The organism is Alteriqipengyuania triglochinis, from assembly GCF_054655655.1.
Genome location: NZ_BAAHNC010000002.1, coordinates 513557 through 538111 on the forward strand (window position 1 = coordinate 513557; position 24555 = coordinate 538111).

The 24555-nt window shown below is 66.4% G+C and carries 36 protein-coding genes; 15 read left to right on the forward strand and 21 right to left on the reverse strand.

The genetic code is table 11. The annotated features are described in order from the left end of the window. Positions 1-2: 2 nt before the first annotated feature. The 8 genes from ACYQ0L_RS08245 to ACYQ0L_RS08280 form a co-directional block, all read right to left on the reverse strand. Positions 3-344, reverse strand: a complete 342-nt coding sequence (locus tag ACYQ0L_RS08245; RefSeq protein WP_459788572.1) for a gene transfer agent family protein — start codon at positions 342-344, stop codon at positions 3-5. Further along, a complete protein-coding gene (locus ACYQ0L_RS08250) occupies positions 341-760 on the reverse strand; it encodes a phage major tail protein, TP901-1 family (protein ID WP_459788573.1) in 420 nt (139 codons plus the stop codon). The genes ACYQ0L_RS08245 and ACYQ0L_RS08250 overlap by 4 nt, the downstream gene beginning before the upstream one ends. 52 nt (positions 761-812) lie before the next feature. Then, on the reverse strand, positions 813-1202 hold the full coding sequence (gene gp17, locus ACYQ0L_RS08255) for a tail completion protein gp17 (protein ID WP_459788574.1): 390 nt from the start codon (positions 1200-1202) through the stop codon (positions 813-815). After that, complete coding sequence (locus tag ACYQ0L_RS08260) at positions 1202-1360, reverse strand: hypothetical protein (protein ID WP_459788576.1); 159 nt, start codon at positions 1358-1360, stop codon at positions 1202-1204. Before ACYQ0L_RS08260 ends, gp17 begins: the two co-directional genes overlap by 1 nt. After that, positions 1357-1908 carry a head-tail connector protein gene (locus tag ACYQ0L_RS08265; RefSeq protein WP_459788577.1) on the reverse strand — a complete coding sequence of 184 codons (552 nt, stop codon included), beginning with the start codon at positions 1906-1908 and terminating at the stop codon, positions 1357-1359. The genes ACYQ0L_RS08260 and ACYQ0L_RS08265 overlap by 4 nt, the downstream gene beginning before the upstream one ends. Before the next feature lie 133 nt (positions 1909-2041). Further along, positions 2042-3196 carry a phage major capsid protein gene (locus tag ACYQ0L_RS08270; protein WP_459788579.1) on the reverse strand — a complete coding sequence of 385 codons (1155 nt, stop codon included), beginning with the start codon at positions 3194-3196 and terminating at the stop codon, positions 2042-2044. A 76-nt stretch (positions 3197-3272) separates the two neighbouring features. Next, on the reverse strand, positions 3273-3701 hold the full coding sequence (locus ACYQ0L_RS08275; protein WP_459788580.1) for an HK97 family phage prohead protease: 429 nt from the start codon (positions 3699-3701) through the stop codon (positions 3273-3275). A 71-nt stretch (positions 3702-3772) separates the two neighbouring features. Further along, positions 3773-4081, reverse strand: coding sequence for a DUF6127 family protein (locus ACYQ0L_RS08280; protein ID WP_459788581.1), 309 nt, complete (start codon positions 4079-4081; stop codon positions 3773-3775). Between the two features lie 55 nt (positions 4082-4136). On the opposite strand from ACYQ0L_RS08280, the gene ACYQ0L_RS08285 reads away from it, so the two are divergent. Beyond that, on the forward strand, positions 4137-4337 hold the full coding sequence (locus tag ACYQ0L_RS08285) for a hypothetical protein (RefSeq protein ID WP_459788582.1): 201 nt from the start codon (positions 4137-4139) through the stop codon (positions 4335-4337). Here the strand turns inward: ACYQ0L_RS08285 and ACYQ0L_RS08290 are convergent. Next, positions 4323-5483 (reverse strand): phage portal protein, encoded by a 1161-nt coding sequence (locus ACYQ0L_RS08290; protein WP_459788583.1) that lies wholly within the window; start codon positions 5481-5483, stop codon positions 4323-4325. The genes ACYQ0L_RS08285 and ACYQ0L_RS08290 overlap by 15 nt on opposite strands. A gap of 49 nt (positions 5484-5532) precedes the next feature. On the opposite strand from ACYQ0L_RS08290, the gene ACYQ0L_RS08295 reads away from it, so the two are divergent. Next, positions 5533-6006, forward strand: coding sequence for a DUF2750 domain-containing protein (locus ACYQ0L_RS08295; RefSeq protein ID WP_459788584.1), 474 nt, complete (start codon positions 5533-5535; stop codon positions 6004-6006). On the opposite strand, the gene ACYQ0L_RS08300 is transcribed toward ACYQ0L_RS08295, so the two are convergent. Together ACYQ0L_RS08300 and ACYQ0L_RS08305 are read right to left on the reverse strand one after the other, a co-directional pair. Beyond that, positions 5969-7384 carry a DNA-packaging protein gene (locus ACYQ0L_RS08300; protein WP_459788586.1) on the reverse strand — a complete coding sequence of 472 codons (1416 nt, stop codon included), beginning with the start codon at positions 7382-7384 and terminating at the stop codon, positions 5969-5971. The genes ACYQ0L_RS08295 and ACYQ0L_RS08300 overlap by 38 nt on opposite strands. Further along, on the reverse strand, positions 7374-7901 hold the full coding sequence (locus tag ACYQ0L_RS08305) for a hypothetical protein (protein ID WP_459788587.1): 528 nt from the start codon (positions 7899-7901) through the stop codon (positions 7374-7376). Before ACYQ0L_RS08305 ends, ACYQ0L_RS08300 begins: the two co-directional genes overlap by 11 nt. 223 nt (positions 7902-8124) lie before the next feature. Here ACYQ0L_RS08305 and ACYQ0L_RS08310 point away from each other — a divergent pair, with 223 nt between their 5' ends. Beyond that, positions 8125-8784: a YqaA family protein gene (locus tag ACYQ0L_RS08310; RefSeq protein WP_459788588.1), complete on the forward strand. Its 660-nt coding sequence runs from the start codon at positions 8125-8127 to the stop codon at positions 8782-8784. 16 nt (positions 8785-8800) lie between these two features. Here ACYQ0L_RS08310 and ACYQ0L_RS08315 read toward each other — a convergent pair whose 3' ends face one another. Further along, on the reverse strand, positions 8801-9646 hold the full coding sequence (locus ACYQ0L_RS08315; protein ID WP_459788589.1) for an oxidoreductase: 846 nt from the start codon (positions 9644-9646) through the stop codon (positions 8801-8803). Positions 9647-9750: 104 nt separating this feature from the next. On the opposite strand from ACYQ0L_RS08315, the gene ACYQ0L_RS08320 reads away from it, so the two are divergent. Next, entirely contained in the window at positions 9751-10293 is a 543-nt protein-coding gene (locus tag ACYQ0L_RS08320) for a TetR/AcrR family transcriptional regulator (protein ID WP_459789020.1), read from the forward strand. 33 nt (positions 10294-10326) lie between these two features. Here ACYQ0L_RS08320 and ACYQ0L_RS08325 read toward each other — a convergent pair whose 3' ends face one another. The 4 genes from ACYQ0L_RS08325 to ACYQ0L_RS08340 form a co-directional block, all read right to left on the reverse strand. Further along, positions 10327-10758: an OsmC family protein gene (locus ACYQ0L_RS08325; protein WP_459788591.1), complete on the reverse strand. Its 432-nt coding sequence runs from the start codon at positions 10756-10758 to the stop codon at positions 10327-10329. A gap of 84 nt (positions 10759-10842) precedes the next feature. Next, positions 10843-11625 carry a sulfite exporter TauE/SafE family protein gene (locus ACYQ0L_RS08330; RefSeq protein ID WP_459788592.1) on the reverse strand — a complete coding sequence of 261 codons (783 nt, stop codon included), beginning with the start codon at positions 11623-11625 and terminating at the stop codon, positions 10843-10845. Between the two features lie 3 nt (positions 11626-11628). Beyond that, positions 11629-12165 (reverse strand): rhodanese family protein, encoded by a 537-nt coding sequence (locus tag ACYQ0L_RS08335; protein ID WP_459788593.1) that lies wholly within the window; start codon positions 12163-12165, stop codon positions 11629-11631. Positions 12166-12171: 6 nt separating this feature from the next. Continuing rightward, positions 12172-12498: an ArsR/SmtB family transcription factor gene (locus ACYQ0L_RS08340; RefSeq protein WP_459788595.1), complete on the reverse strand. Its 327-nt coding sequence runs from the start codon at positions 12496-12498 to the stop codon at positions 12172-12174. Between the two features lie 69 nt (positions 12499-12567). Between ACYQ0L_RS08340 and ACYQ0L_RS08345 the strand changes: the two genes are divergently transcribed. Then, entirely contained in the window at positions 12568-13455 is an 888-nt protein-coding gene (locus ACYQ0L_RS08345; RefSeq protein ID WP_459788597.1) for an MBL fold metallo-hydrolase, read from the forward strand. Between the two features lie 51 nt (positions 13456-13506). Here the strand turns inward: ACYQ0L_RS08345 and ACYQ0L_RS08350 are convergent, their stop codons facing one another. From ACYQ0L_RS08350 to ACYQ0L_RS08365, 4 genes are all read right to left on the reverse strand, one after another. Next, positions 13507-14769 (reverse strand): metallophosphoesterase, encoded by a 1263-nt coding sequence (locus ACYQ0L_RS08350; protein WP_459788598.1) that lies wholly within the window; start codon positions 14767-14769, stop codon positions 13507-13509. An 89-nt stretch (positions 14770-14858) separates the two neighbouring features. Next, positions 14859-16112 (reverse strand): serine palmitoyltransferase, encoded by a 1254-nt coding sequence (spt, locus tag ACYQ0L_RS08355; protein ID WP_459788600.1) that lies wholly within the window; start codon positions 16110-16112, stop codon positions 14859-14861. After that, a complete protein-coding gene (locus tag ACYQ0L_RS08360; protein WP_459788601.1) occupies positions 16112-16354 on the reverse strand; it encodes an acyl carrier protein in 243 nt (80 codons plus the stop codon). The genes spt and ACYQ0L_RS08360 overlap by 1 nt, the downstream gene beginning before the upstream one ends. 107 nt (positions 16355-16461) lie before the next feature. After that, on the reverse strand, positions 16462-16830 hold the full coding sequence (locus tag ACYQ0L_RS08365) for a response regulator (RefSeq protein ID WP_459788602.1): 369 nt from the start codon (positions 16828-16830) through the stop codon (positions 16462-16464). A 51-nt stretch (positions 16831-16881) separates the two neighbouring features. Here ACYQ0L_RS08365 and ACYQ0L_RS08370 point away from each other — a divergent pair, with 51 nt between their 5' ends. From ACYQ0L_RS08370 to ACYQ0L_RS08385, 4 genes are all read left to right on the forward strand, one after another. Further along, entirely contained in the window at positions 16882-17175 is a 294-nt protein-coding gene (locus ACYQ0L_RS08370; protein ID WP_459788603.1) for a DUF3572 domain-containing protein, read from the forward strand. Then, positions 17172-17801: an HAD family hydrolase gene (locus tag ACYQ0L_RS08375; protein ID WP_459788605.1), complete on the forward strand. Its 630-nt coding sequence runs from the start codon at positions 17172-17174 to the stop codon at positions 17799-17801. Before ACYQ0L_RS08370 ends, ACYQ0L_RS08375 begins: the two co-directional genes overlap by 4 nt. After that, on the forward strand, positions 17798-18256 hold the full coding sequence (locus ACYQ0L_RS08380; protein WP_459788606.1) for a RidA family protein: 459 nt from the start codon (positions 17798-17800) through the stop codon (positions 18254-18256). Before ACYQ0L_RS08375 ends, ACYQ0L_RS08380 begins: the two co-directional genes overlap by 4 nt. Before the next feature lie 69 nt (positions 18257-18325). Next, positions 18326-19474 carry a GNAT family N-acetyltransferase gene (locus ACYQ0L_RS08385; protein ID WP_459788608.1) on the forward strand — a complete coding sequence of 383 codons (1149 nt, stop codon included), beginning with the start codon at positions 18326-18328 and terminating at the stop codon, positions 19472-19474. Positions 19475-19484: 10 nt separating this feature from the next. Here the strand turns inward: ACYQ0L_RS08385 and ACYQ0L_RS08390 are convergent, their stop codons facing one another. Next, positions 19485-19811: an SEL1-like repeat protein gene (locus ACYQ0L_RS08390; RefSeq protein ID WP_459788609.1), complete on the reverse strand. Its 327-nt coding sequence runs from the start codon at positions 19809-19811 to the stop codon at positions 19485-19487. A gap of 300 nt (positions 19812-20111) precedes the next feature. Between ACYQ0L_RS08390 and dksA the strand changes: the two genes are divergently transcribed. From dksA to kynB, 6 genes are all read left to right on the forward strand, one after another. Then, positions 20112-20570: an RNA polymerase-binding protein DksA gene (gene dksA, locus ACYQ0L_RS08395; RefSeq protein WP_459788611.1), complete on the forward strand. Its 459-nt coding sequence runs from the start codon at positions 20112-20114 to the stop codon at positions 20568-20570. Positions 20571-20711: 141 nt separating this feature from the next. Further along, a complete protein-coding gene (locus tag ACYQ0L_RS08400; protein WP_459788613.1) occupies positions 20712-21089 on the forward strand; it encodes a PilZ domain-containing protein in 378 nt (125 codons plus the stop codon). 48 nt (positions 21090-21137) lie between these two features. Then, complete coding sequence (locus ACYQ0L_RS08405) at positions 21138-22616, forward strand: ABC transporter substrate-binding protein (protein WP_459788615.1); 1479 nt, start codon at positions 21138-21140, stop codon at positions 22614-22616. A 49-nt stretch (positions 22617-22665) separates the two neighbouring features. Continuing rightward, on the forward strand, positions 22666-23082 hold the full coding sequence (locus ACYQ0L_RS08410) for a DUF4112 domain-containing protein (protein WP_459788616.1): 417 nt from the start codon (positions 22666-22668) through the stop codon (positions 23080-23082). 42 nt (positions 23083-23124) lie between these two features. After that, positions 23125-23931 carry a tryptophan 2,3-dioxygenase gene (locus ACYQ0L_RS08415; protein ID WP_459788617.1) on the forward strand — a complete coding sequence of 269 codons (807 nt, stop codon included), beginning with the start codon at positions 23125-23127 and terminating at the stop codon, positions 23929-23931. After that, entirely contained in the window at positions 23928-24554 is a 627-nt protein-coding gene (gene kynB / locus ACYQ0L_RS08420) for an arylformamidase (RefSeq protein WP_459788618.1), read from the forward strand. The genes ACYQ0L_RS08415 and kynB overlap by 4 nt, the downstream gene beginning before the upstream one ends. Position 24555: the final 1 nt, after the last annotated feature.

Below are 24555 nucleotides of genomic sequence, written 5' to 3' on the forward strand. Positions count from 1 at the left end.
GCTCACCGCCCCTGGAGGATCGCGGCGAGCAGTGCCCGCAGCGGTTTCGTGCTGGCGGCGAGCCCGCCTGCGAGGATCGCCTCCCCCACCGTATCGCGCGCCGGGCGCTCGCGCGGGTCGAGGCAGTGCCAGAACAGCGCGGCGATCTCGGTCAGCCGCAACTCACCGTTTCCGGCGCGTTCGACCAGTGCGAAGAGCGGGCCAAGTTCCTCTTCCGCCGCGACCAGCGCGGTGAAGCTGGGGCGCAGCACATGGGTTTCGCCTGCGATGCGGATCGAGGCTTCGCCGCGCAGGCGATTGGGTTGCGGATTGGGTGCGTCACCCCGGACCTGTTTCTGGGTCATACCGCGGCGACCGGGCCCGAGCTTTCGAGCTGGATCGTGTAGTTGCGTTCCCCGTTGAAATCGCCCGAATAGTCGAGCCGCTGGATGAGGAAGCGCCCGCGCAGCCGCGCGCCATCCTCGAACGACAGCTCATAGGCGTCGATCGTCCCGGCAAGCGCGTGGGCCTGCACCCGCGCCTCCGCCGCCGAGCCGAGGAAGATGCCGCCCGCGCTGACCGAGACCGAGCGCGTGCCCGCGCCCGACAGCAATTCGCGCCAGCCGCCCGAATCCTTGTGCGTCACCACCACGCTGTCACCGTTGATGGAGAGCTGCGTCGTGCGCAGGCCGGCGACGGTTTCGTAGGCGGGCGGGCCACCCGATCCTTGGGCGCCATCGCCGATCTTGAGAAGGAAGGCGGAGCCTTTCTGGGCGGTCATGGAAATGTCCTTTCGATGTAAGGAAGCGCGCCCGATCAGCCGCGGGCGAGACTCAGGCGGCCAGCAGCCGGAAGCGGTATTCGCGCAGGAGGGCGCGGGCATTGCGGGGTCGGCGTTCGGCCCGGCCGCGCAGGAAGGCGGCGCTCACCACGCGAAAACCGTCCTGCCCGGCGGGGAGCGAGAGGATGCGGGCATCGATCCGTTCGGCGGTCTCGCCACCGGTCGCGGGATCATCGCCGTGAAGGCGCAGTTCGAACGCCACGCGCACCTCGCGGCCTGCGTGCGTCTTGGTGCCCCAGTCGATCGACGCCGAAGCGACCAGTGCGAGCCAGGGCGCGCTGGCCCGTTCGATCTCCGCCTCGTCGACGAGGTTGATCGCCGCCGCGATCCCCGCGTCGGCAGCAAGATGCGCGATGAGTGTCGCGCGAAGCTGCGTTTCCATCAGTCGTCTCCGAAGTCGGGCCAGAGCCGGTCGGGCGAGCGCCACGAGTCTCCGCCGGCGCTCCGCCCGCATTGCGCGCGGCGCATGGCGAGGCGGAAGGCCCGGCGTTCGAGGGCGAAGGCGATCCGGTCGAGTGCCGGAATCTTCGCCCGGATCATGCCAGCCTCACGATGCGCCACGGCCGCCACAAGGCCGCGATCGCTGCCGGGGGTTCGGCAGCTGCGGCCTCACCTTCGCGATAGAGATAGGCGGCAAAGCGCAGCACCCCGTGGCGCAGACCATCGGGAATGGCCGCCCAGTCGGACGCAAGCCCCGCCTCCAGCGTCGCAGCCACGCGGCTGACGAAGGGACCGCGCCGCAGCCGCAATTGCGCCGAGCCGTCGCCCGCCAGATGCAGGTCGTATCCCTCGTCCGGCAGGGTGGTGCGCGCGCCCTGCGCATCGACCAGCGCCACGCCGGTCACCTGCACGACCGGCTGGGTGGTCAGCCGCGCCCACTCGTGGCTCGCATCGTGCGTTTCCTCGATCGTGGCGGCGAGCGGGGTGAGGCCGGTGAAGCGCTCGCATGCCTCCAACCCTGCACCGATCAGGGCGATCAGCTGTGCATCGTCGGCGGAGCGCGTGATGCCGAGCCAGTGCTTCAGCTCGGCCAGGGCGGGCGCGAGATCGCCGCCGGCAAGGACGCGACGGAGTATGGGCCGTGTCATGGCGGTCTCCTGAAAAGGGAAGGAAAGGCGCCCGCGCCGCAGGGTCCTCAACGGCGAGGGGAGGAGCCGGAGGTGCAGCAGCGGCGCGGGCGCACGGATGCAGGCGGGCAAGAGCCGCCTGCATCCCCCGGCGTCAGGCCTCGATGCGCAGCAGCTTGATCGCCGCGCTGTCGAGCACCTGTCCGCCGATCCGCTTGGTCGCGTAGAAGTGGACGAAGGGCTTGTTGCTGAAGGGATCGCGCAGCACCTGCGTGGCCGAGCGCTCGGCGATCAGGTAGCCGTGACGGAAATTGCCGAAGGCGATCGGGCAGGCATCGGCCGCGATATCGGGCATGTCCTCGGCCTCCACGACCGGATAGCCGAGCAGGCGATCGGGCTGGCCTTCGACCAGGCCCGGCTGCCACACGAACGCGCCGTCGCTGGTCTTCAGTTTGCGCACCTCGGCCAAAGTGGCCGAGTTCATCACGAAGCTCGCCCCCTGCCGGTGGCCCGCCTTCAGCGTATGGACCAGATCGATCAGCGTCAGGTCGGGTTCGTCGCCGAGCCCCGTCGCGCTGCCGGTACCGACATATTGCAAGGTCCCGAAGGCGCGCGCCGCATCGTCCAGCGTGCTGGTCGGGGCCTGCAGGAAGCCGCGCGGCTGGTTGATGCCGCTGCCATTGACGAAGGCGCTACCCTCTGCGCGAGCGAACTCCATCGCGATCTCGCTCGCCAGCCAGCTCTCGAGATCGAAGGCCGCATCGTCGAGCATGGCCTGCGATGCGGCGGGGTTGGCGTAGAGATCGCCGGTGGGCGGTGCGATCTCGGCGAAGGTCGGCGTGTCGGTCTCCGGCCGCTCCGCCACCTCGCCCGCCCAGCCGCTGGCGGTGCCGCCGGTCGCGATCAGCTTGCGATAGCCTGCGGTGCCGGTCTGCACGACCTGCGCAATGGCGCGGATCGGGCTGATATCGGTGAGCGCGCGGGCGATCATCGCGTCGATTGCACGCGGCACGGCGTAGCCGCCATCGCTCGGGCTGGTACCGGAGAGCGACTTGATCTCATGAACTGCGCCGCGCCGCAGGTAGCCATCGACGAAGCCCTTCACCTCGGCAGGTGCGCTCTCGCCGGCAGAAAGCGCGGGACGCTGCGCCGCGCGGCCGATCTTGTCGACGCGCGCCTTCACCTCGTCGAGTTCGGTGCGGATCGTGGTGACGTCTGCTTCGAGCGCGTCCTGCCGGGCGACGATGTCGAAGCTGGCATCGAGGGGATCGGTCGCAGGGGTCTCGGTAATCGGGGTCTGGATATCCATGGAGAGCCTTTCTCTTGGGCACGAAAAAGCCGCCCATCGGGCGGCTGCGGAGGGAGATGGGGTGTTGGCGGCTGGTTCAGGCGATCAGGTGGACCCGTGCGCCATGTTGCAAGGGATGCGTGACGAGGCTGACTTCGATGAGATCGACGGCGATCAGTTCGCGGCCTTGCGGACCGTGTCGCGTCTGTGTTGCGCGGTATCCGAAGCTGAGCCCGCTGACGGCGCGCGCAGCCAGCATGGCGGCAGCCCGGCTCCTTGGGCGGTCGATCCGGGCGACGACTCGGAGGCCGCGCTGGTCCTCACCGATCCACTCGACCCAGCCGATCCGCTGGCGCGGGTCGTGCTGCCAGTAGAGCGGCAGCGGGTCGCGGTTTCGGGCGAGCGTGGCGGCGAAGGCTCCACGCCGGATCGTGTCGCGCGCGGCATCGGCAATGTCGAACAGCGCCGCGTAGCCGGCGATCCTGAGACTCCCCTCCCTTGGGGGAGGGGCTGGGGGTGGGGGCACTGCGCTTTCGGACGGCGGTACACCCCCACCCGACCTCCCCCTCCAGGGGGAGGAGACACGCGGCACCGCGCTCACTTGAGCAGCTCCGGCACGCCCAGCCGCACCGCAATGCCGAGCAGCAGCAGCGCGCACATCCCGCGCACCAGCCACTCGATCGCGGCCTTCCACGCGCTCGCCTTGGCATCGCGCCACGCCTGCAGCAGCTCGCGCAGCTCGCCGATATCGCCCGAGGCACCCTCGTCCGACAGGCCGATGCGGGTGAGCGCGCGCTGCGCACCCAGCTCGCTCGCCTCTTCGGCGATGGCGCGCAGCGTAATCAGCTCGGCCCCTTCGCCATTCGCCTGCGACAGCAGCCGGGCGAGCATATCGTCATTGGTCATGGGTTCACTAACCTCTCGTGATGGGGCAGGATCGACCCGCTGAAGGGGGTCGGAAGTGGTAAATCTGCGCCGGGTGTTGGTCATGGTGGCGGCGTGTGCCGCGCCGGTGCTCGCCGGTCTGGTATACCTGCAATCGCGTGACTTCTGGGCGGCGGACACGTGCGTCGACCGTGGCGGAAGCTACCATTACGACCGGCACGAGTGCAGCTTCACCGATAATTACCAAGGCGAAGTGCCGCCTTTATGGCCGTTCTAGCCCCAGCATCGCACGGCGCTCCTCGTCGGTCAGGAAGTTTGCCTCGCTGACCTGCTTCCACAGCCGCTCGCGGTCTTCGGAGAGCGCGGGCACCCGGTCGAGGTCGACGGCAATCGCCGCGTCTGCGAACCAAGGCGAAAGGCCCTGCGCGATGCCGCCGAAGATCTTGTCCGCCAGCGGCAGCAGCGTCAGCCGCCACAGCGCGCGGTTGGCCTCGCGGTAATTGGAATAGGTGTTGTCGCCCGGCAGGCCGAGCAGCATCGGCGGCACCCCGAAGGCGAGCGCAATGTCGCGCGCCGCCGCTGCCTTGAGCGTCGCGAAGTCCATATCGGCAGGCGAGAGCGCCATGCTTTGCCAGCTCAGCCCGCCTTCGAGCAGCATCGGACGCCCGGCATTGCCCTGCCCCTGAAAGGCGCTGGCAAGCTCGGCCTTCAGCCGCTCGAACTGGTCGGCGGTCAGCCCCTGCCCGTCGCCCGGCGCATAGACCAGCGCGCCGGAGGGCCGCGCGGCATTCTCCAGCAGGGCATGGTTCCACTGGCTCGCCGCGTTGTGGATCGCGATTCCCTGCGCCGCGGCGCTCAATGCGCCCGCACCATAGTGATCGTCACCGGGGTTGAGGCATTTGAGGTGGATCAGCTCGGGCCAGCCATCCTCATCCTCCAGCGGGATCACATGCGTTTGCGCGCCGAGGTGGTAGGCGAAGCTTTCCGGCCAGCCGTCGGCGCGCTGGCGGATCGTCACCCGCTCGGGCCGGAGTGCGAACAGTTCGACCGGCCTGCCGCTGCCGTCCTTGAGGACCTGCACGAAGGCATTGCCGTGGAGCAGCAGGTGTGCCGCGATGGTCTCGATCAGCGACTGGCCAGCCGACGGCGCGGTGACGAGCGCGAGCAGCGCCTCCGCATCCTTCGTTTCCGGAGTCGAGACGGGCGCGGCCCCCACCCCCTCGGCCACGATCCGCACCGCCCGCTGGGCGACGGGGTTGGAGGCGTATCCGGCCTGCAGGCTCGTCGAATAGTCGAACGGCGGCGCAGATGCCCCGCGCATCTCGAAGGCCGAAGCCCACGGCGAGGCAAACCCGCGCGCAATAGGCACACGGGCGCTCCCCCCGCCCTTGAAGGCGGAGGTGATGGTATTGAGGAAGGACATGGGGGTCTCCGGTCAGGAACTACTTTAGGCGCAGCAGAGCATCGAGGACTTGCGCAATATTTGGCTAGTTGTCAGTAAGGCCGTGATGAGCCTCTCAGGTGCACAAGTGGCTGTCTTCGTCGAAGAAGCTAAAAAAAACCGCTCTGTATGGGCGGTCAGGGATGATGGCGGCTATCCGGCACCCAAGAACGCGGAAGGTGAGCGGGCGATGCCATTTTGGTCGACCAAAGGCCGCGCTCAGAAGATCATCGAGACAGTACCTGCCTATGGCGGATTGGAGCTCGATGAGATCGATCTGGAAGACTGGCTCGATAAATGGCTGCCAGACCTACAGAAAGATGGACTGAAAGTAGGACTCAATTGGTACGGCAAACGTGCAACGGGTTGGCACCTTTCTGGCGACGACGTTAGATCGAAATTTGGACGGCGGACCTCGCCGACCGCGCTGGGACCGGGCGACCAAGAAGGGCCGACACACGGTTTCCCTACATTTGGGAAATTCGTGGCTTGGTTGCGGCGGTAAGCATCAGCTCGGTCAGCGCCCAGACCAGCGCATCGGCGCGGTCGGGCGATCTGCCCGGGCCTTCGTAGCCGCCACCGATCGTAAGGCCGCACAGCTGGTCCTCCAGCTTCGCGAACAGCCCCGCGTGGCGCACGCGGCCTGCTTCGTAGAGCGCGGCGACAGGTTCGGCGCGGGCGACCTTGCCGCGGCTGGCGTGGACCAGTTTGACCGGCAGCGAGACTTCGCCAGCGCGCAGCACACTTTCTACCATTGCGCCGCCCTGGTTGGCCTCGGCAATCACGCGGTCGGCCTCCCATTTCTCGGCAGCGCGAGCGACCGCGCGGGCCCATTTCTCGGGCGAGGCGCGTTCGACACTTGCGTCGGCGAGGACGGTGGCGAGGCCTTCCTCATCGCTGCCGCAGACCACGATCCCGCAGGCATCGCCTTGTGCGCTCGCGGGTGGATCGACGCCTATGACGACGCGGGTGAGGGCGTCTGCGCCGGTCGCGGCCCCTCCCCCCAGCGGTGCGCCCGCCGATCCTGTCAGGGGGACAGGACGGCAGCCCCGCTCGCTCCCCTGAAGGGGAGGGGGAGTCATGCGGCATTGCTCCAGCAGCGCGCGGCTCCACAGCGCGCCTTCGATGTCGGTCAGCAATTCGCCGTCGAGTTCCTGCCGGCCCAGCGTCGTGCCGGAGAACTGGCGCTTCATCCGTTTGACGAAGCGCGTCGGCAGGTTGTCCTTGTTGTCCCACGTCGTACCGCGCGTCAGCGCCGCGTCGCCGCCCTCCGCTTCTTCCAGCAGGCGGCGGACCAGCGGGACGGCGCGCGGCGTGGTTGTCGCCAGTACGCGGGGGTGTTCGCCCAGCCGCAGGCCCATCAGCAAGTTGTCCCATGCCCGCGTGGCACGCTCCGAAGCGATATCCCATTTGGCGATTTCGTCGCGCCAAGCATAACCGTTTTGCGGGCCGCGCAGGCTTTCCGGCTCGGCCGCCGAGTAACAGGTGGCCTGCGCCCCGCCGCGCCATGAGAGACGCCGCAGCGATGGTTCCCACACAGGCGCATGGTCGGGCGCGCACACCGCCAGGATGCCGCTTTCGCCTTCGATCATCACGCTGCGCACCTCGCCCAGCGAGGCGCCGACCAGCGCGATCCGGGCATCGGGATCGCTGTGGGCGATAGCACGCACCCATTCGGCACCCGCGCGCGTCTTGCCGAAGCCGCGCCCGGCGCAGATCAGCCAGGTGTGCCAGTCGCCCGGCGGCGGCAATTGTTCGGGGCGCGCCCACAAGTGCCAGTAGAAACCGATCGCGTTGGCCTCTTCGTTCGACAGCGAACCGCACCAGTCCGCCAAGCCGGCAGGCGCAAGATACGCCAGCCGGTCGAGTGCGCTATCCTCCATCCGTTGCGCCCTGAGCGGGTTTCTGTGTGGCATCGATCACCTTTCCCGAAGGGGCGATCCGGCGCGAACGGATTTTCGCCAGCTTGCGATCGAGTGCGGCGAAGATTTCCGCCTCGTCCCGCCCGCCACGCCGGGCGCGCTCCTCCACCACGGCGGCCCGGTGCGCGGCAAGCAGGCGAATCGCGTTGGCGATGTCGATCTTGCGCTGCGGGTCCTGCCCGCGCAGGCAAGCCAGCACTTCCATCTCGAGATGTTCGTACCCCTCGAACAGTGCGGCGCGCCAGTCGGCCGCGAAATCGGCATGCTCGCGCCGCGTCTTGTAGGCGCGGGCGGCAGAAACCCCGGCGAATTGGGCAGATGCGGCAACGTTCGAGGTCGCGGCAAGCTCTTGGAGGAAATAGGTCCGCCAGTGCCTGTTGAGCGGGCCTTCGCCCTCGGTGTCCTTCTGCGCTTGCGTAAAGCGCACGTTCTTGCGCTTCGGCCCCGGGCGGGGCGAAGAGCGATTGCTGCTGGTCATGGAGAAAGGTGCCCTGAAATCTGGTGTGGGCCGTGGCGACAGGCTTGCCCCCATGTCCGGGGCGTCCGCACCATCGCGATGTTCCTAACGACTAACCAAAGAGCGTCACGATGTCAAGATTAAAATAACCCATATGGTTATTATGCAGGTGCGAGCCGTGCTTGCGCGCCCATCGCACCTCGCCTAAGCGGCGGACTTCACGGGAAAAGGCTGGGGCACTGCCATGCTGCGCGGTTTGTACGAATGGACGATGCAGAAGGCTGCGCACCCGCACGCCCAGTGGTGGCTGGCGCTGTTCGCCTTCGTCGAATCGAGCTTCTTCCCGATCCCGCCGCACCCGTTGCTGGGCCTGATGTGCCTCGCCGAGCCGAAAAAGGCGGTCCGTTTCGGGATCATCGCCACGCTCGCGTCGGTGGTCGGCGGGCTGTTCGGCTATGCCATCGGAGCGTTGCTGTACGATGCGGTCGGTGCCTGGCTGATCGGTATCCTCGGCCTGTCCGACGCCTTCCCGCAGGCGGCATGCTACCTCAAGGCAAACGATTGGTGGGTGATCTTCGCCGCCGGATCGACGCCGATTCCGTTCAAGCTGCTGACGATCACCGCCGGGTTCGTCCACATGAACCTGCTGACCTTCACGCTGGCCGCGCTGGCGGGCCGCGGGCTGATCTTCATGGCGGTCGGAATCCTGTTCCGCCTGTTCGGCGCGCCGATCAAGCGGATCATCGATGCCTATCTGGTGCCGCTCACCACGCTCTTCGTGGTGCTGTTGATCGGCGGTTTCCTTGCCCTCACGCAGCTGGGCCACGGGGACGAGACGGGCACCGACTCAGGCGTCTGTGCCAGTGCCACGCTCGAAAACCTGGACGGATCGCCGGCGCGCTGACTCCGCGAAGCGCGGGTCAGCTATCGTAGCCGGTCGACCGGCTGACCGCGTCCCACTGCGCCAGTTCGGCGCGCATCGAGTCGAGCTTGCCTTCGACGAGGCCGAGCGCGTCTTCTCCAAGGAACAGCCGCACAGGTGGGTTCTCCGCTTCGACAAGCTCGAGCAGTGCCGCCGCCGCCTTGGCCGGATCGTTGGGCTGCTGGCCGCTCTTCGCCTGCCGCGCGGCGCGCAGCGGGTCCATGACTGCGTCGTAATCCGGGATGCTGCGCGGGGTCCGCTGCATCGAGCGCCCGGCCCAGTCGGTGCGGAACTGGCCCGGTGCCAGCGCAGTCACGTGGATGCCCAGATCGGCGACTTCCTTGCCGAGCGCTTCGGATATTCCCTCCAGCGCGAACTTGCTGCCACAGTAGAAGCTGATCCCGGGCATGGTGATGAAGCCGCCCATCGATGTGACGTTGACGATATGCCCGCTGCGCCGCGCGCGCATTCCGGGCAGCACCGCCTGGATCATCGCGACCGGGCCATAGACGTTGGCGGCGAACTGGCGCTCCAGCTCGTCGATCGTCGATTCCTCCAGCACGCCCTCGTGCCCGTAGCCCGCATTGTTCACCAGCACCTCGATCGGCCCGGTGGTGTTCTCCGCCTCCGCGACCGCCGCAGGGATGGCGTCGAAATCGGTCACGTCCAGCACCAGCGGATGCGCCCGCTCGGGGGAGAGGGCGGCGAAGGCCTGCGCATCGGCGCTGCGCCTGACGGTTCCGATGACCCGGTGTCCGGCCTCGAGCGCGGCTGTGGCGAATGCCTGGCCGAGGCCCGAGCTGACGCCGGTGATCAGGAATGTCTTGGTGGAAGGGGTGCTCATACGATACTCCGGAATGCAATGGCTCTATATCATGATATAAATAAGCGATGAGTGCGAACGAGGCAAGGGGCAGCGGCAGAAGCGGCCGCGCCGACGCGATGCGGATGCGGATCGTGGACGCGGCGGAGCGGCTGCTGCGCGACGGGCGCGCGGACTTCACCATGCGCGATCTCGCCAGCGAAGCGGGGGTGAGCTTCGCGACGCCGTTCAATCATTTCAAAAGCAAGGCGGCGATCATGCAGGCCATCTCCGGTCGCCGGATCGATCTGATGATCGCGCGTTACACCGCGGCGCAGTTGCCTCGCGATGCTTCAAAGCGGGTGGGTATCGCGATCGACACGGCCGTCGATGTGATGCTGGAAGAGCCGGAAGTGAACCGGGTGGTCATGGCGTCGATCGGCACACCGCCGCCCGAACCTTCACAGGTCATGGCTCATTCGACGGGCCTGTGGGAACGCGCGCTCGTTACGGAGCAGGGCGAGGGCGCGGATGGCGAGGTCACCGCCCCGCTGGCAAGGCAGCTGGCGATCGGCTTTCGCGGCGCGCTGTCATTCTGGACCGCGCGCGAGCTGTCTGACGACGGTTTGCGCAGCGCGGCGCGGGAGATGGGGGAAGCACTGTTGAGAGGGGCGCAACCGCCGCCGTAAACGCGATCGCGGTCACGCCCCTGTCGCACGAACTTAACCGTTGAAGGCGGTTTCCAGCGTGATCTCGGTGTCGAGCAGCTTGGAAAGCGGGCAATTTTCCTTGGCCGTCTTGGCGCATTCCTCGAACGTGGCCTTGTCCAGACCTTCGCCGCTGCCGGTTACCGAAAGCGCCGACTTGCTGACTTTGAAGCCGTCGCCGTCCTTTTCGAGCGTCACCTTGCAGGTCGTCTCGATCGTGCCGTCAGAGTGGCCTTTGTTGGCCAGCTGGAACGACAGCGCCATGGTGAAGCAGCTCGCATGGGCCGCGCCGATCAGTTCTTCGGGGTTGGTACCGGGCTCGTCCTCGAAACGCGTGTTGAAGCCATAGGGCTGGTTGGAAAGCGCGCCCGACTCGGTCGAGACGTGGCCTTTGCCATCCTTGCCGAAGCCTTCGTACTTCGCGCTGCCGGTGCTGATGTTTGCCATTAGAATAATCTCCTTCTGTCCTGACAGACGAGAGGCACGGCAGGCGGTTCCGGATCATCCGCACCCCTGCGGAGCGGCACCCGCTCAGACCAGAGAATTGGCGATGACCCACAGGCCTACGCCCGCAACGAGGAGAGCGAAGCCAACCTCCAGCGCGCGCTTGTGTGTGGCCAGACGCGCCCCGGCTCCACGCCCGAGCACGCTGCCGCCGATGCCCCCGGCGACCAGCCAGGCCACAATCGTCCAGTCGACCATGCCCGAAAGGGTGTAGGACCCGGCAGTGGTGATCCCGAAGGCACTGACCGCGACCAGTGAGCTGCCAATCGCGAGCGACAGCGGCATGGCGGTTGCGAAGACCAGCCCCGGCACGATCAGGAAACCGCCGCCGATCCCGAAAAATCCGGCCAGCAGTCCGGTGCCGAAGCCGATCGGCAAAATGCGCGAAAGCAGCGACCTGGCATTGGCTCGGGTCATCCGCACCAGCGGGTTCTCCGCCGCCGTGCGCCCGCGCAGCATCAGCAGCGCGACCACCACCATCAGCCCGCCGAAGAGACCCAGCAGGCTTTCTCCGTCGACCGCCTTGCCCGCTTCCGCCCCCAGCGCCGCGCCCGCCGATCCGGCAACCGCAAAGCTGAGCGCACATTGCCAGCGGACATTACCCGCTCGTGCATGTCCCACCAGCCCGACCAGCGCGTTGAGCGCGACGGCAACGGCGGCCGTGCCGATCGCCATGTGCGGCGATTGCATCCCCACCGCATAGACCAGCAGCGGCACGGCGAGGATCGAGCCTCCGCCCCCGACCAGCCCCAGCACGAAGCCGATCACGCCGCCCGAAAGCAGCGTGAGGAGGATGTGGACCGCGTCCATCGATCAGGCCGCTGCGGCCCGCCGGTTCCACGGCATGATCGCAAGCAGATACGCCATGCCGCACCAGCCGGTGCTGCCTGCGAAGACCAGCCCCGCACCGACGAAGCCCGATAGCGCGAACCATCCCGGCGCAACCAGCAGACCGAGGATCACGCCCAGCAGCACCAGCGACCCGGCGGCGATCTGAACCTGCCGCATGATCTCGATCGGCTGGCTGCGGTCTTCTTCCACCGGAAGGTCGGCCTTGCGCCAGCCTTCCAGCCCGCCTTCGAGCAGGAAGGCCTCGCCATCATGGCACGCGGCGAGCCGCTGCGCATTGCTGCCGGTCCGCATGCCGGAGCGGCACATGAACACGATCGGGCCGTCGCAATCGATCCGCTCGATCTGGTCCAGCGGGCGATTCTCGGCGCCCTGAGCGCGTGCGCGCGCGAACTCGTCGGTCCCGCGAATATCCACCAGCCGAGCGCCCTCGGCGATCATGCGCTTGGCTTCGGCAGGGGAGACGGTCTTGGGGGTAGCAGTCATCTGGGTCGCGGTCATGGGGGGTCACTCCTGACAATAGAGATCGTGAAGGGTCGCCAGCAGGGTGCGGCAGCGCGGGTCGGCGATGCGGTACCAGGCGGTCTGTGCCTCGCGCCGGGAATCGACCAGACCCTCGGCCCGCATCTTCGCAAGGTGCTGCGAGAGCGCGGACTGGGACAGGCCGACCTCCTCGGCGAGCGCGTTCACACGCATCTCGCCATGTTCGGCCAGCTTGCACATCACCATCAGGCGACGCGTGTTGCCGAGCGCCTTGAGCAGCTCGGCAACGGAAGATGCATTGGCCTCGAAAGTGGCGAGGTCTGCGGGGGCGAGAAGAGGTTCTGTTTGCATTAGGACTTGCTAAATAAGCAATCGCTAATATATGTCAAGCGTCAACAACAAGCCCGATGGAGACCCGTCATGACGCACCCCCGCATTCGCGCCTTCTTCGACGAACCGACCAACACGGTCAGCTATCTGGTCTGGGACCCGGCCACCGCCCATGGCGCGGTGATCGACCCCGTTCTCGACTTCGATCTTGCTTCGGGCGAGGCGGATGTGCGCTCCGCCGAGGCGATCGTCGCTGTCGCGCAGGAGGAAGGCGTGACGATCGAGCGCGTGCTCGAAACACACGCCCATGCCGACCACCTGAGCGCGGCGCCCTTCATCAAGGGCAAGACCGGCGCGCGGATCGGCATCGGCGCGCATATCCGCGATGTGCAGAAGATCTTCCGCCCGGTCTTCGGGCTCGACGATCTCAAACCCGACGGGTCCGATTTCGACGACCTGTTCGAGGATGGCGACCGGTTCGCCATCGGCTCTCTCAATGTCGAAGTGCTGCACGTGCCCGGTCACACCCCGGCGGACGTTGCCTACAAAATCGCAGACGCGGTGTTCGTCGGCGACACGCTGTTCATGCCCGATTTCGGCACAGCCCGCGCGGATTTCCCGGGCGGCGACGCACGCCGGCTCTACCGCTCGATCCGCCGCCTGCTGGAGCTACCCGAGGATACCCGTCTGTTCCTGTGCCACGACTACAAGGCCCCGGGGCGGAGCGAGTATGCGTGGGAAACGACGGTCGGCGAACAGAAGCGCAGCAGCGTGCATGTGCACGAGGGCGTGAGCGAGGACGAATTCGTGGCCATGCGCGAGACGCGCGACAGCGACCTTGCCGTGCCGCGCCTGCTGCTCCCCTCGGTCCAGGTCAATATCCGCGCCGGCCGCTTCCCCGAAGCGCAGGACAACGGGGTCGCCTACCTGCGCATTCCGGTGAAGCCCGTGAGGAATACGCCGGGCGGTGGCCATTGAGCGCCGGCAGTCGCCCTGCCCGCTCCGTCCTAGGCGTGCACCGCGTCCGTTCTACCGGCTGCGATGCTTAAAGACGAACGATGCCTCTTCGACCGGACGACCGGACTGGTCGGCGGGCGTCGAAAAAAGCGTCGTCGTCAGTTCGTCGCCGCTTATGCCGACATGCACGAAGCCCCAGGTCGACCCCCGCGAGAACAGGTTGGTCATCTGCGGATTGGCGGCGATCTGTTGCTCGGCGAAAGGCACATGCTGCTGGCGATATTTCGATCCGGCACCCGAAACCATCATCGGCACCGGCGCATCGGGCGCGCCCGCCACGGTCGAGCAATCGTCGGTATACGCCTCGATCAGGTGATCGTCGCCCGCGATATAGGCATCGGCATAGCGGCAGATCGGATCGAGCGGCAGACGGCGCAGGCTGCGCGCCTTCTCGTACTTGCTCCCCCCGCTCGACCACAGTGCATGGTGGCCCATCACGATCTTCCATTTCGCCTGTGACCGGGCCAGCGCTTCGGTCAGCCAGCCGACCATGTTGGCTTCTCTCTCGTTCGACGCGCGCACGAAATCGGGCCATTCTTCCAGCTCCGTGTCCGGTATCGGGTTGCCTTCGGCATCGAGCGCATCCTCGCGCACCCGCGTCCCGGCGAGCAGCATCTCGGTGTCGATCACGAAGACTTCGAGCTGGCCTTCCATTCCCGCCGGTACGGCCGAATAGAACAGGTCCGGCATGGTGAAATTGGGGTGAGCCTGCAAGTAGGCGAGCTGCGCCTCGGTCGCTTCGCGCGAAACGTGCCAGTCGTGGTTGCCCATCATGGCGTAGAGGGTGAAATCCGGCGTGCCTGCACCGAAGCGGCCATAGGGCTGGTCGAGCATTTCGCGGAAACGGCGCTCGTCGGAAATGCCGTCCGCGCCGAGCGTCGCACCGTCGGGGTAGATATTGTCGCCCAGGATTGCGCCGAAATCGCAGCCCCTGCGTTCGCACACTTCGGCCGCAGCCTTCGCGACCGGGTACATTCCACTGGCAGGGACGAAGCCTCCGATTGACGATTCGAACTGCCACGGCGTCGGACGGAATTCGGACAGGTCGCGATGATGCTCCAGCCACTCCTCGGCCTCGTTGCCGAGATAGGCGCCCAAGGTGCGGAATCGTTCGTCGTCCTCGTCCGGCGTATCATAGGCCGGGATGTAGCCCGTATCGCCGATCGCGACGAAGCCGATCTCGTAGCCGCGCGGATCGGCATTCTCGGCCTGCGCGGCGGCGGGGGTTGCACTGAGGCAAAAAGTGGCGGCAAGGGCCGCGAAGAACGGGCGCATGGCGGAGGGCTTTCTTATGGAAGAGAGACTCCGCGCCGTGCGGACCGAATTTTACGCGCGTGTGTCAGTGCGCCGGACCTCGCGGCTCGTCAGATAATCCCCGTCGCCTTGCCTGCGCGCTCGAACATGCCGAGGATGGTCGAAACCTCCTCCTCGCTATGCTCCGCGCACAGCGAGCAGCGCAGCAGCGTCATGTTGGCGGGCGTTGCGGGCGGGCGGGCGAGATTGACGTACAGCCCTTCCTTCAGCAGCGCCTCCCACATCTGCGCGCCCTTGGTCAGGTCGGGCATGATGACGGCGATGATCGCGCTCTGCGGCTCGTCGGTGCCGAGATGGAAGCCGAGTTCCTTCAGCCCCTTGTGCAGCGTGCGGGAATTCTCCCACAGGTGCGCGCGCTTGTTCGACCCGTGCATCAACTTGCGGATGCTGGTTGCGGCAGTAGCGACCACGCTCGGCGGCAGGCTGGCGGTGAACACGTAGGGGCGGCAGACCAGCCGCATGATCTCGAAATCCGGGTGGTTGGAAACGCAGAAGCCGCCCACCGTGCCCACGCTCTTCGAGAAGGTGCCGATCACGAAATCGACATCGTCGAGCACGCCCTGGTCCTCGGCAACGCCGCGGCCATGTTCGCCGATGAAGCCCATCGAGTGCGCTTCGTCGACCAACACCATCGCGCCCGCTTCCTTGGAGACGCGGACCATCTCCTTCAGCGGTGCGACATCGCCGAGCATCGAATAGACGCCTTCGAGCACGACCAGCTTGCCCGCATCGGCGGGAATGCGCTTGAGCCGCTTTTCGAGCGCTTCGATATCATTATGGCGGAAGGGGACGATCTCGGCCCGACCCATCGCGCAGCCATCGTAGATCGAGGCGTGGCTATCGATATCCAGCACCACATAATCGCCCTTGCCGGCGATGGTGGAGATGATCCCGAGGTTGGCCTGGTACCCGGTGGAAAAGACCATCGCGTGGTCCATTCCATAAAATTCCTTGAGCGCGTCTTCGCACTCCTTGTGGCCCTGGTACGTCCCGTTGAGCACGCGGCTGCCGGTCGTCCCGCTGCCGAACTCCTCGAGGGCCTGCTTGCCCGCGGCGATGACATCCTCATCGAAGGTCATGCCCATGTAGTTGTAGGTGCCCAGCAGGATCGTCTCGCGCCCGTTGCAGATCGCGCGGGTGGGGGAGAGGACCTTTTCCATCACGAGGTTGAACGGATCTTCGACCCCGCTGGCGAGCAGGCCCTCTCGCATCGCGATCAGTTCGTCGAACTTGGCGAAAAGATCGCCCTTGCCGCGACCTTCCCGCTCAACCGGCGCGTCCGGCTGGCTGATACCTTCGCTCATCAGGCTTCGACCAGCTTCTTCACCGCGTCGACGAGCTGGCCGTAGGTCTCGATCTCGGCCTGCTGGTTCATGCTGATGATGATGTCGAATTCATCCTCGATCGCGGCGACGAAATCCATCACCGTCAGACTGTCGAACTCCAGATCTCCCTGGAAGGTCGTGTCGTCGGTAATCGTAACGTCGTTCTTGTTAAACGGGGCGATCAGATCGCGGATTCGCCGGTCGATTTCGGCACGGTCCATTTGAGGATTCCTTCGGTTTCCACTCGTGCGCGGGCAAAGCTTGTTCGCCCCTCATTTGTCAAGCGCACCAAAAGGCGCAGGCGCGGCCTATGCGCCCATATCCGCCCCTATTCGCCGATCAGCGAGATGACCTTTGTCGAAAAGGGGCCGATGGAAACGGGCTTGGCGAGGTAATCTTCCGCGCCCGCCGCGCGGATGCGATCCTCGTCGCCTTTGCCGGCATAGGCGGTCACGGCCAGCACCGGCACGCCCGAAAGCTGCGTGTCGGACTTCATCTGCGCAATCAGGTCCAGCCCGGAAACATGCGGCAGCTGGATATCCATGATCGCGAGGTCGGGCCCGAAGCGGCGCGCCGCCTCGATCGCCGAGTTGCCATCGGCGCAGCCCAGCACCTCGTACCCCTTGGCGCGCAGGACATCGCAGAACAATTTGCGGTTGAGATCGTTGTCCTCGACAACAAGGATGCGCTTTGCCACGTGTCGCCCGTTCCTTCCCTTGACGCTTCGAATAGGCCAGCCGCGCCCAGCATGACAACGCCCGATCCCGATAAATCCGCGCACCGGCCCGCGCATGGCAGCGCCGAGGCGATCGCGCTGAACGCTCTGGGCTGGATTCTCACCGACGAGCGGCGGGCGGATCGCCTCCTGTCGCTGACCGGGCTGACGCCCGAACGCCTGCGCCACGGGCTGGAGGACAGGGGCGTCCAGGCCGCCGTGCTCGAATTCCTCGCCGCGCACGAGCCGGACCTGGTGCTGGCCGCCGATGCGCTCAATATCGAACCCGCCGCGATTATCGCCGCCCATGCAGAGCTGTCCCGATGAACACGTCCCGCCCGCTGGTGATCACCGATTGCGACGAAGTGCTGCTGCGCATGGTCACCCATTTCCGCGACTGGCTGGGCGAGGCGCATGATATCGATTTCGCCTTCCAGTCCGATTTCGTCAACGCGCTGACCCGGCGCGAGGATGGCGCGGTCGTCGAACAGAAAGAAATCTGGCGCCTGCTCAACGCCTTCTTCGATACGCAGATGGACCGGCAGGATCCGGTCGAGGGCGCTCTGGAGGCCTATGGCCAGCTGACCGAGAAAGCGGATGTCGTGGTGCTGACCAACCTGCTCGACCACCGGCAGGCGGATCGCACCCGCCAGCTCTCCCGCCACGGGATCGACGCGAAGGTCTATACCAACCAGGGGCCCAAGGGCGGTGCGATCGCGCGCATCGTGGAAGAATACGGCCCCCGTCGGACCGTCTTCATCGACGATCTTTCGCAGCACCACAATTCGGCGCGCGAGATCGCGCCCGATACGCTTCGCCTGCACCTGTGCGGGGAGCCGGACCTCGCCCCGCACATCGCGTGCGGCGAGAAGGCCGGCGACGCCCATGCCCGGATCGACCGGTGGGACGAAGCCTTGCCCTGGATACTCGAACAGCTGGAGAAACCTGCATGACCATCGAAGCCCGTCTCAACGAACTCGGCATCTCCCTGCCCGAAGCCGCTGCACCCGTGGCCAGCTACGTGCCCGTCGCGGTGCACGGCAACCTCGCCTATGTTTCTGGCCAGCTTCCCTTCCTCGATGGCGAACTCGTGACCGGGCGGCTGGGCGACGATGTGAGCCTGGAAGACGGTACTGCCGCGGCGCGCGCATGCGGCCTGATGATCCTCGCCCAGCTGAAGAACGCGCGCATCCCGCTCGACCGGGTGGCGCGGATCGTCAAGCTGGGGGCCTTCGTCAATTCCACGCCCGGCTTCACCGATCAGCCCAAGGTCGCGAACGGCGCGTCGGAACTGATGTTCGACGTGTTCGGCGAAAAGGGCCGCCACGCGCGCGCGGCGGTGGGCGTGCCGAGCCTTCCGCTGGGTGCGGCGGTAGAGGTCGACGCGATCATCGCGCTGAACGACTGATGGTGGTGCGCGCAGGGGCGGGCCAAAGCCGCCCCTGCAAGCGCGCGCATCGCATCCTATATCACGCAGATGGTTGATCCGATCGCCGAGCCCGAGCTTACCGCGCGTATTCACGGCGGCGTCGCCGGGATCGATGGTGCCGCGTGGGACCGGCTGGCGGGCGCGGGCAACCCCTTCATGAGCCACGCCTTCCTTTCCGCCATGGAGGATTCGGGCAGCGTGGGGCCGGGGACCGGCTGGCAGGCTGCGCCGATCACGATTGCGGACGAGGCGGGCACCATGCATGCCGCGCTGCCCGCCTATCTCAAAATGCACAGCCAGGGCGAATACGTGTTCGACCAGGGCTGGGCCGATGCGTACCAGCGCGCGGGCGGACGCTATTACCCCAAGCTGCAGATCGCCGCGCCGTTCACCCCCGCGACCGGCCCGCGCCTCCTGTTCGAGGACGAGGCCTTCGCCGCCCCGCTGCTGCGCGCGGCCGAGCAGGTGTGCCACGAACACGGCCTGTCGGGCGCGCATGCGACCTTCATCGAGCCGGGGCAGGAGGCCCTGTTCGAACAGGCGGGCTGGCTGATTCGCCGCGATCTGCAATTCCACTGGGAAGATCGCGGCTACCGGGATTTCGACGGCTTTCTCGATTCGCTCTCCAGCCGCAAGCGCAAGAACCTGCGCAAGGAGCGCGCGAAGGCGCAGGAACTCGTGGAAATCCGCCACCTGTCGGGCGACGATCTGACCGAGGATGTGTGGGATGCTTTCTGGGACTTCTACCAGGATACCGGTGCGCGAAAGTGGGGCACGCCCTACCTCACGCGCGAGGCCTTCACCCTGCTGGGGGAACGGATGGGCGACAGGATCCTGCTGATCTACGCCTATGTTAACGGACAGCCGGTGGCGGGCGCGATGAACGTGATCGGCGAAACCACGCTGTTCGGGCGCTACTGGGGGTGCCTCGCCGACATTCCCTTCCTGCATTTCGAGCTGTGCTATTACCAGGCGATCGATGCCGCCTTGGCGCGCGGCCTCTCCCGCGTGGAGGCGGGGGCGCAGGGCGGGCACAAGCTGGCCCGCGGATACGAGCCGGTGCAGACGCGCTCGGCCCATTACATCGCCGATCCGGGCCTGCGGGACGCGGTGGCGGAATTTCTCGACCGGGAGCGTCAGGGCATCGCGGCGGAGCAGAACTTCCTCGAAGAGCGGACGCCCTTCCGGAAAGGCTAGGTTGGGCGCGTCACGCGCTGCGGCGCTGGTCGACCAGCCACTGGCGTGCGCGACGCTGGGCTTCGGCGATTTCGCGCGCGGTCATCTCGTCGGAAATGTCAGCGCGGCACCAGGCGGCTTCCTGATGGCCTTTTGCGGCGGCCAGGTTGAACCACTGATGCGCCTCGATCAGGTCGCACGCGAGCCCGTGCCCGCCGGTCGACCATACGACGCCGAGTTCGAAGCAGGCCTGGGTGTCGCCCTCGGCAGCGGCGGCGATCAGCCGGGCAATAGCCAGGTCGGCAATATCGTTTCCGGCAGGTCGGGCATTGCTCTTTTCAATTGCAGTCAGTCGCATCTTCGATCCCCTATATTCGTCCCCTTCACTACGGGTCGCTGCCCGTCGGACCCACTCAACTCCTTTATGGTAAACAGGCCGTTAATTGCGGCTCGGCTTTTTCGGGACGCAGGGCGGCGCGTATTAGGAGCCTGTTCAGGCCAACAGCGCCACAGGTGGCCCGCTAATCGACCGCGCATCGGGATAAGCGCTTGTTCGTGCATGCATGGATGCTAATAGCGCGGCGCAAGACACGAACGGGCTATCCCGGCGTGGCCTTGGCTTTCGATTACGGGTGGGACCAAAAGGGTAAGGGACACAATGGCCGCAAGGGCGCTTAGCGAAAGCGAGATTCTGGCCCGGGCCAATGACGCCCTGCCGCCGGACTACGTGCCCCATGAGGACGAACCCTACATGGACGAGCGGCAGCAGCAGTTCTTCCGCAAACTGCTGATCGAGTGGAAGCGTTCGCTCCATTCGGAAGCCGGCGGCACCTTGCAAAATCTGGCGGACGGGCCGCTGCGCGAACCCGACCTGACCGATCGCGCCTCGAGCGAGACCGACTGGGGCATCGAACTGCGCACGCGCGACCGGCAGCGCAAGCTGATCTCCAAGATCGAAGCGGCGTTGCGCCGGATCGACGAGGGCGAATACGGCTATTGCGAAGTCAGCGGCGATCCGATCGGCCTCCAGCGCCTGATCGCGCGCCCGGTAGCGACGATGACGGTCGAGGCGCAGGAGGCGCACGAGCGGCGCGAGAAGGTCTCCCGCAACGACTGACCCCTTGCCTTCCCTGGGCACAAACTCGGTAAAGCGGCGTTTAAACTTCTTTAGCCAGTAAGGGGCTAAAACGGTGGAGAGCCTCCATGGGGGGCTCGCCGTGAACCATTTTTTCCCGAGCCGAAGGGTCAGCCAGGCTTCATGAATCCCATCGATACCCGCTCGCTGAAGCGCGACAGTCTGTTTCTGACCGCCGAACTCAAGCTTTCGGACGACGGTGAAGCCGTGCGCGTCAAGGTGCGCAACCTCTCCGACGGCGGGATGATGGCGGAGGCCGACGTGCGTGTGGAGCGCGGTACGCGGCTGAGTGTCGAGCTGCGCAATATCGGTGTCATCAAGGGGTCGGTCGCCTGGACCCAGGACAACCGCTTCGGGATCACCTTCGACAACGAGATCGATTCGAAAAAGGTTCGCGAACCCGCCCCCACGGGCGAGGGTACGCCGCGCTATGCCCGACCGTCCTCGATCGCACCCCCGTCTGCTGGCGGCTTCGGTTCGAAGCCCCTGCGCAAACTCTGACGATTGCCGCGCTGACCTGCGCGTGAAGGGCTGCTAAAGGCCCCGGTCGTGACCTTCCGTTCGTCCCTTGCCTTGCTCGCCATGCTGGCGTTTGTGCCGCTGCTGGCGGCGTGCAGCGTGGGCGATGACGAGGACGGCCTGCCGGTGGTCGTGATCGGCGAGCCCGAATCGATCTTCGAGGAGGGATTGCGCCTTTCATCGGGCGCACAGCTGGTCCGCGATGCGACCAGTTCCGGCATCGTCGCGCTCAATGCAGAAGGCGAGGTCGTACCGTCGCTGGGCGAGAGCTGGATCGTTACCGAAGACGGGCGCAGCTTCATCTTCCGCCTGCGCCAGGTTACGTGGCCGGATGGCGAGCCGCTGACCGCGCAAGAGGCGCGCGACAGCCTGGTTCGCACCATCTCCGAATTGCGCGGCACCTCGCTCGGGCTGGACCTGCGCAAGGTCGACGAAATCCGGGCGATGACCACCCGGGTGATCGAGATCCGCCTGACAGGCCCGATGCCCGAATTCCTGCAGTTGCTGGCGCAGCCCGAACTCGCGATCACCCGCGATGGCGAATCGATCGGCCCCATGCGGCTGGAGCGGGACGGCGCGACCGCGATTCTCGAACCCACCCCGCGCGAGGCGATCGGCCTGCCGGAGAATGATCGCGAATCCTCGCGCCGGCCGGTGCGCCTGCGCGCGCTGCCTGCGGTCGAGGCAAACCGCGCCTTTTCCTCGGGCCAGGCGGCCGCGTTGCTCGACGGGACGATCTTCACCCTGCCGCTTGCCGACACCGGCCCGCTGGCCCGCGGAACCGTCCGCCTGGACCCCGCGATCGGCCTGTTCGGGCTGATCGTCACCAATGATCAGGGTTTTCTGGGCGAGGTCGAGAACCGCGAAGCGCTGTCGATGACGATCGACCGCGCCGCGCTGGTCGAACAGTTCAGCCTCGGCGGCTGGCAGCCTTCGGCGCGGATCGTCCCGCTCAGCCTGCCGGCCGAGCCGGGCCTGCAGGCCGAACGCTGGCCCGGCCTCTCGCTCGAACAGCGGCGGCAGCAGGCGCGGGGGCGTGTCACCGCATGGAACCGGCAGACCGGTCAGACCGCACGGGTGCGCATCTGGCTGCCTGAAGGGCCGGGGGCAGACCGGCTGATGGATGCGCTCTCGCGCGATCTCGGCACCATCGGGGTGGAGCTGCGGCGGGTGCAGTTCCCGCAGGGCGCGGACCTCGTGATGATCGACCGGCTGGCCCGCTATCCCAGCGCCCGCTGGTTCCTCAACCAGTTCAACTGCACGCTGCTGCCCGGCCCATGTTCGCCCGATGCCGACGCGCTCGTCACCGAATCGCTGGTGGCGCCGAACGCGCAGGACGCAGGCAACCTGCTGATCGAGGCGGAGAGTGCGCTGATCGCACAGGAAGTGTATATTCCGCTCGGCGCGCCGGTTCGCTGGTCGCTTGTGCGCAGCGGGCTGAGGGGATTTTCCGAGAATTCCTGGTCCCGACACCCGCTTTATGCGTTGGCCGGGGTAGAGGCATGGTAGGCCGGGCCGTCTGAAAAGGGCGCCCGGTGGCTAAACGGGGACCGATCGAATGGCCGATACGCGCACGATGAGCTTGCTGGGGATGCAGGTGCCTGCAGGCAGCGATCCCGCATCGGTTTACCGCCGGATCCAGATGATGGAGCAGCTGACCGAGCGCAGCTTGACCATCCCCGGGATCAACTACCCCATCGGAATGGACGCGATCGTGGGTCTCGTGCCGTTCGTGGGCGATCTCTTCGGGGTCGCCATGGGCAGCTACATCGTGTGGGAGGCGCGCAATCTCGGCATGCCGCGCTGGCAGATGATGCGCATGGCCGGCAATGTCGCGATCGACGGGGTGATCGGCTTCGTCCCGCTGGTGGGCGATCTGGCCGACCTCGCCTTCCGGTCCAACACCCGCAATCTGAAGATCGTGAAGAAATACATGCGCAAGCACTACCCCGACGTCGCGCTGGTCGACTGCTGAATCGGGTTTTGCGCTGCGCCCGCGAGACGCTAGGGCTTCGGCATGGCCGATAATGATCCCCAGAGCGAAGTCACCTACGCCTCCTACCTCGATCTCGATCGTATCCTGAGCGCGCAGCATCCGCGCTCGGACGCGCAGGACGAATTGCTGTTCATCATCGTCCACCAGGCGAGCGAGCTGTGGCTCAAGCTGTGCCTGCACGAGCTGTTTGCGGCGCGCGAAGCGATTGCGGCCGACCGGCTGCGGCCCGCCTTCAAGATGCTGGCCCGGGTCGCGCGAGCGCAGGAGCAGCTGATCCAGAGCTGGGACGTGCTCAGCACGATGACCCCGCACGACTATTCGCTGGTGCGCCCGCATCTGGGCACCTCCAGCGGCTTCCAGTCCGCACAGTACCGGTTGATGGAATTCATCCTCGGCGGGCGCAAGCCGAACATGGTGACCATGCACGAGGCGGTGCCCGAAGTGGCCGAGAAGCTGCGCGCCGAACTCGCGCGGCCCAGCCTGTACGACGAGACGGTCAAGCTCCTCGCCGCGCGCGGGTTCGACATCCCCGATGCGGTGCTGAACCGCGATCGGGAAGAACGGTGGGAGAAGTCCGAGGCGGTCGAGGCCGCGTGGGTCGAAATCTACTCCAACCCGCACGATCACTGGGACCTCTACGAACTGGCCGAGAAGCTGGTCGACCTGGAATACCATTTCCAGCGCTGGCGCTTCGGGCACCTCAAGACGGTGGAGCGGATCATCGGCTTCAAGAAAGGCACCGGCGGCACGGCGGGCGTCGGCTATCTCGAAAGCGTGCTGAAGGAAGTGTTCTTCCCCGAGCTGCTTTCTGTCAGGACCGCGCTGTGAAGATCTGGGATATCTCACAGACGCTCCGCCCCGCTCTGCCCGTGTGGCCGGGCGATACCGAATTCGCGTTCGAGCGGACGTGGCGGATGGACGAGGGCTCGCCGGTCAATGTCGGCCGGATGACCATGTCCACCCATTCGGGCACCCACGCCGACGCCCCGCTGCACTACACGGCGGATGGCGCGGATGCAGCCAGTATGAGCCTCGATCCGTATCTGGGCACCTGCATCGTGGTCGATGCGCGCGGCGTCGAAGGCGAGATCGACATCGGTGACCTGCCGCGGCTCGATTACGCCAACCGCGTGCTGTTCCGCACGTGGGATGCCTTCCCGCACGACGAATGGCGACCGGACTGGCTGCCGATTTCCGCCGAGGTCATCGAATGGCTCGCCGCGCATGGCGTGGTGCTGATCGGTACCGACGCGCCCTCGGTCGATCCGCAGGAGAGCAAGACGATGGACGCGCATCTCGCGGTGCTGAAGCACGACATGCGGATTCTCGAAGGGCTGGTGCTCGATGACGTGCCAGAGGGGCAGTACGAGCTGATCGCCCTGCCGCTGAAGGTCGGCGGCGGCGATGCGGGGCTATGCCGCGCGATTTTGCGGGAGCTGCCCGATGACTGAC